Annotated in this window: 10 protein-coding genes; 6 read left to right on the forward strand and 4 right to left on the reverse strand. The window is 64.5% G+C overall.

Annotation, left to right across the window (positions count from 1 at the left end; genetic code table 11):
- The first annotated feature begins 46 nt into the window (after positions 1 to 46).
- The 6 genes from menD to murF are packed head-to-tail and all read left to right on the forward strand — an operon-like array spanning position 47 to position 6,874.
- A complete protein-coding gene (gene menD / locus DXY02_RS08790; protein WP_114988989.1) occupies positions 47 to 1,732 on the forward strand; it encodes a 2-succinyl-5-enolpyruvyl-6-hydroxy-3-cyclohexene-1-carboxylic-acid synthase in 1,686 nt (561 codons plus the stop codon).
- Positions 1,733 to 1,737: 5 nt separating this feature from the next.
- Complete coding sequence (gene menB, locus DXY02_RS08795) at positions 1,738 to 2,607, forward strand: 1,4-dihydroxy-2-naphthoyl-CoA synthase (protein WP_114988990.1); 870 nt, start codon at positions 1,738 to 1,740, stop codon at positions 2,605 to 2,607.
- 5 nt (positions 2,608 to 2,612) lie between these two features.
- Complete coding sequence (locus DXY02_RS08800) at positions 2,613 to 3,158, forward strand: L,D-transpeptidase (protein ID WP_114988991.1); 546 nt, start codon at positions 2,613 to 2,615, stop codon at positions 3,156 to 3,158.
- A gap of 55 nt (positions 3,159 to 3,213) precedes the next feature.
- The gene (glgA, locus tag DXY02_RS08805; protein ID WP_114988992.1) at positions 3,214 to 4,749 is read left to right on the forward strand and encodes a glycogen synthase GlgA; all 1,536 of its coding nucleotides are present in this window, start codon (positions 3,214 to 3,216) and stop codon (positions 4,747 to 4,749) included.
- Complete coding sequence (locus DXY02_RS08810; RefSeq protein WP_170951544.1) at positions 4,746 to 5,528, forward strand: hypothetical protein; 783 nt, start codon at positions 4,746 to 4,748, stop codon at positions 5,526 to 5,528. The genes glgA and DXY02_RS08810 overlap by 4 nt, the downstream gene beginning before the upstream one ends.
- Positions 5,525 to 6,874 (forward strand): UDP-N-acetylmuramoyl-tripeptide--D-alanyl-D-alanine ligase, encoded by a 1,350-nt coding sequence (gene murF, locus DXY02_RS08815; protein WP_114988993.1) that lies wholly within the window; start codon positions 5,525 to 5,527, stop codon positions 6,872 to 6,874. Before DXY02_RS08810 ends, murF begins: the two co-directional genes overlap by 4 nt.
- A 10-nt stretch (positions 6,875 to 6,884) precedes the next feature.
- On the opposite strand, the gene glmU is transcribed toward murF, so the two are convergent.
- From glmU to DXY02_RS08835, 4 genes are read right to left on the reverse strand one after another with little or no spacing between them, the layout of a single operon-like run.
- Positions 6,885 to 8,237 (reverse strand): bifunctional UDP-N-acetylglucosamine diphosphorylase/glucosamine-1-phosphate N-acetyltransferase GlmU, encoded by a 1,353-nt coding sequence (gene glmU / locus DXY02_RS08820; RefSeq protein WP_114988994.1) that lies wholly within the window; start codon positions 8,235 to 8,237, stop codon positions 6,885 to 6,887.
- A gap of 36 nt (positions 8,238 to 8,273) precedes the next feature.
- Positions 8,274 to 9,227, reverse strand: a complete 954-nt coding sequence (locus DXY02_RS08825) for a tRNA (5-methylaminomethyl-2-thiouridine)(34)-methyltransferase MnmD (protein ID WP_114988995.1) — start codon at positions 9,225 to 9,227, stop codon at positions 8,274 to 8,276.
- Positions 9,208 to 10,533, reverse strand: a complete 1,326-nt coding sequence (gene aroA, locus DXY02_RS08830; protein WP_114988996.1) for a 3-phosphoshikimate 1-carboxyvinyltransferase — start codon at positions 10,531 to 10,533, stop codon at positions 9,208 to 9,210. Before aroA ends, DXY02_RS08825 begins: the two co-directional genes overlap by 20 nt.
- Before the next feature lie 24 nt (positions 10,534 to 10,557).
- Positions 10,558 to 12,120 carry a UbiD family decarboxylase gene (locus tag DXY02_RS08835; RefSeq protein WP_114988997.1) on the reverse strand — a complete coding sequence of 521 codons (1,563 nt, stop codon included), beginning with the start codon at positions 12,118 to 12,120 and terminating at the stop codon, positions 10,558 to 10,560.
- Positions 12,121 to 12,179: the final 59 nt, after the last annotated feature.

The following is a 12,179-nucleotide window of genomic DNA, read 5'->3' on the forward strand; positions in this document are numbered from 1 at the left end:
GATCACACCAGCCTGGCCTGCTGCACTGACCATCGCTCGCACCAATTTGCAGGGCGCCCTCACGCTGCTAGAGGCTCTTTGTCTCCAGGGGCTGAAGCAGCTGGTGCTCTGCCCTGGCAGCCGTTCCGGCCCCTTGGCAACCGCGGCTGGAATGCTGGCGTCCCAGGCGAGGCTGCAGCTGGTCACGGCCATCGACGAGCGGTCCGCAGCGTTTCTGGCCCTCGGCATGGCAACCGCCCATGGCCGTGCCGTGGCAGTGGTCACCACTTCCGGCACAGCAGTGGCCAACCTGCTTCCCGCTGCGGTGGAGGCGGACCGTTCCTGTCAGCCCTTGCTGCTGCTCACGGCGGATCGCCCCGCTCGGCTCAAAAACTGCGGCGCCAACCAGACCGTCAATCAGGAATCCTTTCTGCTCTCGGCCTGCCGCTGGTTCGGCAGTGGAGCGGCAGACGGTGTCCATACCCAGGCCAACGACGTCCTCAATGCCCTGGCGGTTCAGGCCTGGCAGCAAGCCCAGGGTTCTGGCACTGGGCCGCCGGGAGCGGTTCACCTCAACTTGCCCTTTGAGGAGCCGCTGCACTCCACCCTTGAACAGCAGCAACAGCTGGTCTCAGCTGCGCTCCCGCCCACGGATTGCCCTGAGCCTTCGCCCGAGATCACGTCTGCGCCTCGCCTCGATCCAGAGCGCCCGGGAGTTGTGATTGCTGGCCCTTGGCGCGGTCTTTCGCCCGCGCTGGAGGCCTATCAACAGGCGCTGCACCATTGGCTGAAACTCAGCGGTTGGCCTCTGTTGGCCGACCCCCTCGCTGCCCTTGCTCCCGATTGCCCCAACCGCATCGAGCACTGGGAGTTGCAACTGGATCGGCTGAACCTGCCTGACGACGCTCAGGTGTTGCGGCTGGGACCTATGCCCGCCAGTCGGCGGTTGGAGGCTTGGCTTCAGCGCCATCAGGGCCCCCAACTTTTGATCACCGAAGCGGATCCAAGGCCGCTGGATCCGCTGCAGGTGGCCAGCCAATGGTCCGGGGGCATGGCTGCTTGGATCGCCCAACAGCCTGGTCTGGAGCCGCTGAGCAAGCCATCGGTTGGCACCGATGACCTCTCGGCCTGGATCGAGGCCCAGCTGCCCTTGCGTGGCGCCGTGAATGAGCCCGCTCTGGCCCACTGGCTTCCCCAGCTCCTACCGGAGCGGTTGCCAGTGATGCTGGCCGCTAGTTCACCGGTGCGCGATTGGTTGACCTGGGGCGGGCCCGCCTGCGGCCGCCACCGTTGCTTCAGTTTCCGCGGCGCCTCGGGCATCGACGGCACCTTGTCCCTTGCCATGGGTCTGGCGGCGAATCTCGGTCCGTTGGCGCTGGTGACCGGTGATCTGGCCCTGCTGCACGACAGCAACGGCTGGCTCCATGCATCGTCTGCTGCTGCAGCTCCACCACTGCTGGTGCTGCTGATCGACAACGGCGGCGGCGGCATTTTTCAGCAGCTGCCCATTGCCACGCCGGGCTTCGAATCACTCTTCGCCATGCCTCAGCAGGTGGATCCCCTGGCCCTGGCGGCGGCCCACGGTGTGCCTGGACGCCAGGTGGCCTGTCTGGAGGATCTGCAGGAGGCCTTGGCCTGGGGCTTGTCGCAGCAACGGCCGGTGTTGTTGCGCTTGTGCAGTGACCGCGGTCGTGATGCTGCCCTGCGTCAGCAGCTGCGCGCCGCTGCTCAGAATGAACGCACCGAGCCCTGAACCCGATGAGTGACATGCGTCAGGTGCTCCCCGGTGCGCCAACCGCGCAATGGACACCGTGGGGCAGCTACCAGGACATCCTTGTGGACCGTTGCGCTGACGGCCTGGCGCGTGTGGCCATCAACCGCCCCGCCAAGCGCAACGCCTTCCGCCCGCAGACGGTGATGGAGCTCTGTGATGCCTTCACGCGCATCCGGGATGACCGTGACATTGGTGTGGTGCTGTTCACCGGCGTTGGTCCAGCCCCCGATGGTGGTTATGCCTTCTGTTCCGGCGGTGACCAGAGTGTTCGTGGCGACGGCGGTTACGTCGGTGAGGACGGCCTGCCGCGCCTGAACGTGCTGGATCTGCAGCGCATCATCCGCAGCCTGCCCAAGGTGGTGATCGGCCTGGTGGCCGGCTATGCCATGGGCGGTGGCCAGGTGTTGCATCTGCTCTGCGACCTCAGCCTTGCCGCCGAGAATGCTGTGTTCGGCCAGACCGGCCCCAAGGTCGGCAGTTTTGATGGCGGCTTCGGTGCGGGCTACCTGGCGCGGGTGGTTGGCCAGCGCAAGGCCCGTGAAATCTGGTTTCTCTGCCGCCGTTATGGCGCCAAGGAGGCGTTGGAAATGGGGCTCGTCAACGCCGTGGTGCCGTTGGAGCAGTTGGAGGCGGAGGGGGTGCGCTGGGCCCGCGAGGTGCTGCAGCACAGCCCCACGGCCATCCGTTGCCTCAAGGCCGCATTCAATGCCGAAACCGATGGCCTTGCCGGGTTGCAGGAGTTGGCGGGCAATGCCACCCACCTCTTTTATCGAACCGAAGAAGCCGTGGAAGGCCGCAATGCGTTCCTTGAGAAGCGGTCTCCGGATTTTTCCGAGACAGGCTGGTTACCCTGACGGGGATGCTTCCTCTCCCCCCGCCGGAACCGCTGGCCCTGCTGCAGGCGGCGGCTGAGGATTCCGTGACGGCAGACCTGGCTTCATTGCCTCAGGATCTGCGGAGCAACAGCCGTCGCCATGTGGTGATGTTGCGCGGCCGTCGCCGTGTGTTTCTGCTCGACAACGGCAGGCTGCGCAACGCCTTTCCCGTGGCCATCGGCATGCCCGGCTGGGAAACCCCCACCGGACGCTTTGAAGTGCTTCAGAAGATCCCCAATCCGGTTTGGGTGCATCCGGTGAGTGGTGAGCGGGTGGAGGAACAGGGGGCCAACAATCCCTTGGGCAGCCACTGGATCGCCTTCCATCGCGATTGCCGCGGCCGTGATGCCCATGACGGCGATGCCTGGATCACGATCAAGGGATGCACCACCACGGGGTTCCACGGCACCACCCATCGCTGGACGGTGGGACGGGCCGTCTCCCATGGCTGTGTGCGGCTTTACAACGAGGATGTGCGTGCCCTGTATCGCCAGGTGTCGCTTGGAACTCAGGTGACGGTTCTTCCCTGACGGAACAGATTCCTAAATTCCCCTTAAAGTCGCCGCGCCAACGCCGATCTGAGACATGCGCATCCTCTTCGCTGCAGCGGAATGCGCCCCGATGATCAAGGTTGGAGGGATGGGCGATGTTGTTGGCTCTCTGCCCCCGGCATTGGCCAAGCTCGGCCATGACGTGCGCCTGATCATGCCGGGCTACGCCAAGCTCTGGAGCCGCCTCAATGTGCCGGCGGAGCCGATCTGGCGAGCCCAGACCATGGGCACCGAGTTCGCCGTCTATGAAACGAAGCATCCCACCAATGGGATGACGATCTACTTGGTGGGTCATCCGGTGTTCGACCCGGAGCGCATCTACGGCGGCGACGACGAAGACTGGCGCTTCACGTTCTTTGCCAGTGCTGCTGCCGAATTCTCCTGGAATGTGTGGAAGCCCCAGGTTCTGCATTGCCACGACTGGCACACCGGGATGATCCCGGTGTGGATGCATCAGGACCCGGAAATCAGCACGGTCTTCACCATCCACAACCTCAAGTACCAGGGTCCCTGGCGCTGGAAGCTCGATCGGATGACCTGGTGCCCCTGGTACATGCAGGGGGATCACACCATGGCCGCTGCCCTGCTCTACGCCGATCGCGTCAATGCGGTGTCGCCCACCTACGCCCAGGAGATCCGCACGGCGGAGTACGGCGAAAAGCTGGAGGGTCTGCTCAACTTCGTCTCGGGCAAGCTGCGCGGCATCCTCAACGGCATTGATCTGGATGCCTGGGACCCAGCCACCGATCGCTCCCTGCCGGCGAACTTCAGCGCCGACGATCTTTCCGGCAAGGCGGCCTGCAAGAAGGTGCTCCAGGAACGCATGGGGCTGGAGGTGCGGGAGGACGCCTTCGTCCTTGGCATGGTCAGCCGCCTTGTCGACCAGAAGGGAGTTGATCTGCTGCTGCAGGTGGCTGATCGTCTGCTGGCCTACACCGATACCCAGATCGTTGTGCTGGGCACCGGCGACCGGGGGCTCGAATCCGGGCTCTGGCAACTCGCATCCCGTCACCCCGGCAAGTGCGCCGTCTTCCTCACCTATGACGACGACCTGTCGCGGTTGATCTACGGCGGCAGCGATGCCTTCCTGATGCCCAGCCGGTTTGAGCCCTGTGGCATCAGCCAGCTCTACGCCATGCGCTACGGCTCAGTGCCCGTGGTTCGCAAGGTTGGTGGTCTCGTTGACACCGTTCCGCCCCACATCCCCGCTGCCGACAGCGGCACAGGCTTCTGCTTCGATCGCTTTGAACCGGTCGACTTCTACACAGCCCTGGTGCGGGCCTGGGAGGCGTTCCGCCACCGGGACAGCTGGGTCGAGCTGCAGAAACGCGGCATGAATCAGGACTACAGCTGGGATCGTTCCGCGGTCGATTACGACCTCATGTACAAGGACGTCTGCGGCATCAAGGAACCCACCCCGGATGCTGCCCTGGTGGAACAGTTCTCTCAGGGCCAGGCTGCTGATCCTTCCCGTTCCGAGGGGCAGACTGAAGAGGCCAGGGTTCCTGCTGAGGTGACCTCCGCCGGTAGGAATCCCCTGAATCGCCTCTTCGGTCGTCGATCCAGTTGAGTTTGAGCGAGCCCTCCCGATCCGACTCCCCACCTGAGGCTCGATCCGAGCTCCAGGGGGTGGAGCCATCGGGCAATCTCCCGGCTCCCTACGTCAGCCCCTGGCAGGAGTTCGGCCGCAACCTGCAGGCGATGGCCGCCGATCTTCGGCTCAGGGGTCAGGAACTCTGGCGCCGCAATCGGGAGGGTGAGCTTTCGGTGCCAGGCTTCTGGCCCAGGGATCTGGCCCCCAGCTTCTGGCCACTGCTGCTGGTGCTGCTCCTGCTGCTGCCGCTGGCTGGGGTCCGCTTCTGGCAGGACCATGCCCCCCCCGCCCCGCGTCCGGAGCCGGTCGTGGAGCAGCGGACGTCTCCCCTTGAGCTCCCCATGCCGGAGCTGATCCCAGCACCACAGCCCATGCTGGAAGAGCCATCCCCTCCGCCGGAAGCCGTGGATGCGGAGCCGGCTTTGGAGCCATTGGAGCCGGAGCAGCCCCTCCAACCCCAACTCAGTTTCTATCCCCTGTTCGAGCTGTTTCAGGACAAGGCCGTCCCGGAAGGACTGCTCCGTTCAGCCAAGCCCGTTCCGGAGCAGGACCGCTTGCTGTTGGAGTTGTCTGTTGACGCTTGGCAGCAGTTGTCTCTCGATCAGCGCCAGACCCTCGCCTCCAGTTGGCTTCAGTCGGCGTTTGAGCTGGATTACGCCAGTCTTCAGTTGGTCAATGAACAGGGCGATCTGCTGGGGCGGTCAGCTCAGGTTGGGGGCGGCATGATCCTGTTTGACCTCGGGTTGGTGGGATGACCCTGACGCTGCGTCAGCTGCTAGATGCCTGGGGAACGCCGCAGGGCGGCAGCTTTGACCCCGATTCCCTAGTGGGACGGGTCTGCACCGACAGCCGACAGCTTCAGGCGGGTGATTTTTTTGTCCCCCTGGTGGGCGAGCGCTTCGATGGTCATCACTTTCTCGCCCAACTGCCTGAACACAAGGTTCAGTCTGCTGTTGTGAGCCGCAGCTGGACTGAACCGTTGCCTTCGGGCCTGTTGCATTGGCGGGTGGACGACACACTGCTGGCCTATCAACAGCTGGCCTTGCTGCATCGCCGTGCCCTGGCCAAGCCTCTGGTGGCGGTGACGGGCTCAGCCGGCAAAACCACAACCCGGGAGTTGATTCGAGCGGTATTGGCTCCGCTGGGAGCGATTCAGGCCAGCGAAGGCAACAACAACAACGATGTCGGCGTTCCCCTTACCGTTCTGGGCGCCAGCGCAGCTGATGCGGCCCTGGTGATTGAGATGGGCATGCGGGGGCCTGGGGAGATCGAGCGTCTCTCCCGCTGCACCGAGCCGGATCTTGCGGTGATCACCAACATCGGCACGGCCCACATCGGTCGTCTCGGCAGCCGTGAAGCGATTGCAGCGGCCAAATGTGAAATCACGGCTGGGTTGAATCCGAAGGGAACCGTGGTGATTCCCGCCGGTGATCCCCTGCTGGAGTCGGCCTTGGCGGCGGTGTGGTCCGGCCGCGTGCTGCGCGTGCGCCTGGCTGACGATCCCGAGGTCGAATCCGATCTGGTTGGAGACGTCAACGGCGACCAGTTGCTGATCGATGCGGATCGTCTCCCGCTACAGCTGGAGGGACGTCACAACGCCCGCAACCTGCTGTTGGCCGTCGCTGTTGCAGACCAGTTGGGCGTGTCCCGCAAGGCGTTGCAAGCCATGCAGGTGACGGTGCCGGGCGGACGCAACCGACGGCTTCAGCAGGGTGGTTTGACACTTCTCGATGAGACCTACAACGCCTCGCCTGAGGCGGTGTTGGCGGCTCTTGAGCTGCTGGCGGCGCAACCGGGGCGACGTTTTGCCGTGTTGGGGACCATGCTCGAGCTTGGGGAGCGCAGCCTGGAGCTGCATCAGGAGGTTGCCGCCCGCGCCGTGCAGCTGGGCCTGGATGGTCTGGTGCTGGTGGATGGCGGTGCGGAGGGCAAGGCGATGGCTGAAGTGGCGGCTCCCCTGCCCCACCTGCAGCTGGTGTCGCATCCCGAAGACGCCGCAGCGCCCCTGGCCGCCTGGCTGAACTCCGGTGATGTTTTGCTGCTCAAGGCCAGCCGCGGTGTCGCCCTGGAACGGTTGATTCCGCTGTTGCCACTCCTCTGAAAAGGCTGGACTAAACCTTTCGTTCCGCCCAGCCGTCCTTGGTCATCTGGCGGGCGCGACCGATTGCCAGGGCGCCATCCGCCACATCCTTGGTGATCGTTGACCCGGCACCGATGGTGGCGCGTTCACCGACGTTGATGGGGGCCACCAGCACGGAATTGGCACCGGTTTTGCTGTGGCTGCCGATCACGGTGCGGTGCTTGTTCACCCCGTCGTAGTTGGCGGTGATGGTTCCGGCCCCCACGTTGACCTTCTCCCCCAGTTGGGCGTCGCCGATGTAGCTGAGGTGGTTCACCTTGGTGCCAGCCCCCAGCTGGCTTTTCTTCACCTCCACAAAGTTGCCGATGCGGCAGCCATCACCGACATCAGCGGCCGGCCGGAGGTGAGCAAAGGGACCGATGGCAACGTCATTGCCGACGTTGGCCTCTCGCACCACAGAGTGCACCACACTGACATTGGTCCCAACCGACGCGTCCTCGATCAGGCTGCCGGGGCCGATCCGGGAGTTGTCGCCGACCACGCAACGGCCGCGGAAGTGGGTTTGCGGTTCGATCACCACATCGCGGCCGAAACTGCAGCCTTCGCTGAGAGTGCAGCTTTCGGGATCAACGAAGGTGACCCCTTCATTCATCCAATGGTGGCGCAACCGTTGCTGCAGCAGGGCTTCGCACTGGGCCAGTTGCCGCCGGTTGTTGATGCCGTTCACCTCATCGGCATCGGCCACCTCAAGGTGCATGGCCTTCGGCAGCATCGCCACCGTGTCGGTGAGATAGAGCTCCCCCTGATCGTTGTCGGTGCTGAGCTTCGGCAGAACGTTGGCCAGGGCTGTCCAGTTGAAGCAGTAGATCCCGGCGTTGGTGAGGTTGTTGCTGCGTTGCTCGTCTGTGCAATCGCGATGCTCAATGATGCTGCTCACCTGGCCCTCGGCATCGGCGAACACACGCCCGTAACCGGTGGGATTCTCGAGCCGTGCCGTCAGAAGGGTGACATCGGCACCGCTGGCCCGGTGCTGTTGCACCAATGCGTCGATGGTTTCACGTCGCAGCAGCGGTACATCGCCGTTGAGCACGAGCAGTTCCCCTTCAAAGCCCTGCAGCGATGGGATCAGCTGTTGCACCGCATGGCCCGTGCCGTTCTGGGGCTGCTGCAGAACAAATTCCAGGCCTCCGAGCGGTGCCAGCTGCTGCTCCACCCGTTCGGCTTGATGCCCAACGATCAGCAGCCGCCGTTCCGGTTTCAGGTTGCCGGCACTGGCGAGCACCCGTTCCACCAGGGTGGCTCCCGCCAGCGGTTGGAGCACTTTCGGGAGTGCGCTCTTCATGCGGGTGCCTTTTCCAGCGGCCAGTACGGCTACGGCAAGCATGCGGAGCGAGGGGAAGACGGGCGGAATCTACCGGGCTCAGGACGGACTGTCCTTGCGCCAGCGCCTTTGCCAGGCATTGGTGGGTTCATAACCGCAATGCTCCTGTTCAAGGCGGCGGCGCTCAAGGATGTCTTCAGCTGTGGCGTTGCCCTGGGGATCACGAAATGGCACGGCCGCCCGGGTCTGCAGGTGTTCCCATTCCATCGCCGAGAGCTGGCGCCAACCGGGGCCGTCCAGAGGACAGGTGGCGTCTGCAGGCGTGGCCATGGTGCCGCTGCTCCATCCCACCCGTTCGCCCGGGGCTGGCAGCAGGGAATAAAGGCTCAATCCCGCCCGCTTCAGGCTGGCCCGCACCGCGGCGGAACGGCTGTAGGTGAGCAACCGTCCCTGCGGAGCCAAGCGCTGCGCCAGCGCTCCCAGGAATTCCTCGCTCCACAGTTCCGGGCAACGCTGGGGCGAGAAGGCGTCCAACAGCACCAGATCAAAGCGAACGGGCTCGGGAATCTCCTGGAGCATCGATCTGGCATCGCCCCAGAGCTGGATCCCTTGGCTGTTGGGTTCTTGCCAGTTGTTGGGTTCTTTCCAGCTGCTGGGCTCTTTCCAGCAGCCGTCGTCGCGAATGGCTTCAAGCTTCGCCAGCACCGGGGCTGACCAGAAGGATTGGAAACTGGCCTGCTCCAAGGCTTGTTCCAAGGGCCGGCGGTCCAGCTCAAGCCCCCACCACTGCAGCTTCGGCTCTGCCGTCGGCAAGGCTTCCAGCACAGCGGCCGTGTTGTAGCCGAGCCCCAGGCACACATCCAGGATCCTTAAATCAGAGCCTTTGCCGAAGCGCTGCAGCTCAGCGGGTTGGACGAACTTGGCCCGGGCCTCATTCAGGGCTCCCGCCGAGTTGTGAAAGGCCTCGCCGAAGTGATCGCTGTGCAGGCTGAAGCTGCCATCCGCCGTCGGATAGACGCGGAGCGCACCGAGCTCAGCAGCGGAGCCGTTCAAGTTCGTCCCAGAACGAGGGATACGACACGGCTGCAGCTTCGCTTCTCGCCAGGCTCGAGTTGCCGTCGGCGAGCATGGCCGCCACGCCGAGGCTCATCGCCACCCGGTGATCGGTTTCGCTGTCCAGCACGGCTCCCTTGAGCGGTCGACCGCCGCGGATGGTCATGCCGTCCTCATGCTCATCAATGTCGGCACCCATGGCCTTGAGCTGACGCGCCATCACCGCCAGCCGATCGGTTTCCTTCACCCGCAGTTCAGACGCTCCACTGATCCGGCTTTCGCCCTCGCAGAAACAGGCGGCGACGCTGAGGATCGGCACTTCATCCACGAGGCGGGGCATGATCTGCTCGCCGAAGTTGAAGGGCTTCAATGGGCCGTGGGTCACCCGCAGATCGCCCACCGGTTCGCCCGCCACGTCGCGGGGGTTGAGCACCTCGATCTGGGCACCCATCTGCTCCAGCACCTCCAGGATCCCGGTGCGTGTTGGATTCAGCCCCACGTTTTCGATGGTGAGATCGGCACCTGGAATCAGGGCTCCAGCCACAAGCCAGAAGGCCGCCGAGCTGATGTCACCAGGGACCACCACGTTCTGGCCCTGCAGGGTGGCGCCGGGACGCACGCTGATGTGCCGTCCCATTTCGCCGCCAACGATGAGATCAGCACCGAAGGCCTTCAGCATCCGCTCGCTGTGATCACGGGACTGGGCCGGTTCGATCACCGTGGTCGGGCTCTCGGCCGTGAGCGCAGCCAGAAGCAGGGCTGATTTCACCTGAGCACTGGCCACGGGCGTGCCGATCACCGTTCCTTTCAGCTGGCGCCCTTGAACCGCCAGCGGCGCCAGGTTGCCCCCATCACGGCCACGCACTTCTGCACCCATCGAGGCCAACGGTTGGCCCACCCGACGCATCGGGCGGCGGCGCAGGGAGGCATCGCCATCCAGCACGAAGTGGCGACCGTCGCGGCCCGCCAGCAGGCCCAGCATCAGTCGCATCGTGGTACCGGAGTTGCCGCAGTCGAGCACTTCTGCTGGCTCCTGCAATCCGTCCAGGCCAACCCCTTCAACGGTGACGATGCCGCCATCGGTGATCGGGCTGATGCTGACGCCCATGGCCCGCAGGCAGGCGGCGGTGCTCAGGGGGTCTTCGGCCGGGAGCAGACCATCAATGGTTGTGGTGCCCTCTGCGATGGCGCCGAACAGCAGCGATCGGTGCGAGATCGATTTATCCCCTGGAACCTTCACCCGTCCCTGGAGGCTTCCTCCGGCCTTGAGCTCACGGGGGTCGTCGGATTGGCCTGTGCCGCTCAAGGTTGTTTCGTCGTTGGGCTGATCCTATTGGCCGGTCTTCAGGCCCTGAATCAGGCGATCGAGGGCATAGCCGAAGAGGCTGGGGTCGGGGTCGTCGGTGCCGAGGTCCTCCAGACCCAGCTCGGCCCAGCGGTCGCTGACCCGCTGTTCCAGATCCGCCGGACGGCTGAGGGGTTCGCCCCATTCGTGATTTTTCTCAGGTCCCACCTTGGTGGTGGCATCAATGGCCAGTCGTCCCCCCAGGCCCAACTGCTCGCTGGCGAAGTCAAGGGTGTCGAAGGGGGTGTTTTCCAGGGTGAACAGGTCGCGCTGGGGATCCACCTGAGCCGCGATGGCCCAGACCACTTGACGCGGGTCGCGCACGTTGATGTGACTGTCCACCACCACAACGAACTTGGTGTAAGTGAATTGCGGCAGGGCACTCCAGAAGGCCATGGCAGCACGCTTGGCCTGCCCCGGATAGGCCTTGTCGATCGAGATCACCGCAAGCTTGTAGCTGAGCGCTTCCATCGGCAGGAAGAAGTCGGTGATCTCTGGGATCTGCTGCCGCAGGATCGGCGTGTAGATCCGGTTCAGCGCGATGGCCAGCATCGCTTCTTCCTTTGGAGGACGGCCGCTGAAGGTGGTGAGAAACACCGGATCCCGCCGTTGGGTCATGCAGTGGAAGCGCACCAGAGGTGAGTCCTCCACACCGCCGTAGAACCCCATGTGATCCCCGAAGGGGCCATCCGGCAGCACTTCACCAGGGGTGATCGTTCCCTCCAGCACCACTTCGCTGTGGCTGGGCACCTGCAGGTCGATGGTTTTGCAGGGGGCCAGACGAACCCCTTCTCCGGCATAGATGCCTGCGAACAGCCACTCGCTGAGTTGCACCGGGATCGGTGTGGCTGCGGCCATCACCAGCAGCGGGTGCACGCCGATGGCCACCGCCACCTCCAGCTTCTTGCCCATGGCGGCTGCTTTGCGCAGGTGGCGGGCACCACCGCGCACGCTCAACCAGTGCACGGTCATCGTGTTCACCGACTGCTTCTGAAGCCGGTAGACACCCACGTTGGGGACACCGGTTTCGGGGTCTTTGGTGATCACCAGTCCAAGCGTGATCACGCCCCCTGCATCCCCTGGCCAGGGCCGGATCAGCGGGATGTTGTTGAGATTGACCTCATCGCCGTGGAACACCTGCTGACGGCAGGGGGGTGTGAGGTCGCGGTCGGGCTTGGCCTTGACCAGGTCCCAGAAGACCCGCGCGAACTGTTTGGTTTCCTCCAGACCTTTGGGGGGGCGGGGTTGCTGCAGCAGGGCCAGGCGTGACCCAAGCTCCTCCAGCTGCTCGGCCCGTTCGAGGCCCATGCTCCACACCACCCGTTCCACGGTGCCGAGGGTGTTGACGGCCACCGGCATCGACGAGCCGATCACGTTCTCGAACAGCAGGGCGGGGCCCCCTTGGCTCAGCACCCGATCGGCAATGGCCGCCAGCTCAAGGTCGGGATCCACCGGTGCTGTGATCCGGCGCAACTGGCCGCGGTCCTCGAGCAGCTTCAGGAAGCCCCGCAGATCTCGGGTGGCCGGACCGGATTGGAACAGGGCCATGGGATGACGGTCTCGGCGCAAGCGGCCTCGGTACTGTGTCGCACGCCGGTGTTCAGCGT

Source organism: Synechococcus sp. N19, assembly GCF_900474045.1.
Taxonomy (GTDB): domain Bacteria; phylum Cyanobacteriota; class Cyanobacteriia; order PCC-6307; family Cyanobiaceae; genus Parasynechococcus.

Coding starts and splice junctions, on each gene's coding strand:
- menB (WP_114988990.1), top strand. CDS start 1,738: ATGAGTGACATGCGTCAGGTGCTCCCCGGTGCGCCAACCGCGCAATGG.
- DXY02_RS08800 (WP_114988991.1), top strand. CDS start 2,613: ATGCTTCCTCTCCCCCCGCCGGAACCGCTGGCCCTGCTGCAGGCGGCG.
- glgA (WP_114988992.1), top strand. CDS start 3,214: ATGCGCATCCTCTTCGCTGCAGCGGAATGCGCCCCGATGATCAAGGTT.
- murF (WP_114988993.1), top strand. CDS start 5,525: ATGACCCTGACGCTGCGTCAGCTGCTAGATGCCTGGGGAACGCCGCAG.
- glmU (WP_114988994.1), bottom strand. CDS start 8,237: ATGCTTGCCGTAGCCGTACTGGCCGCTGGAAAAGGCACCCGCATGAAG.
- DXY02_RS08835 (WP_114988997.1), bottom strand. CDS start 12,120: ATGGCCCTGTTCCAATCCGGTCCGGCCACCCGAGATCTGCGGGGCTTC.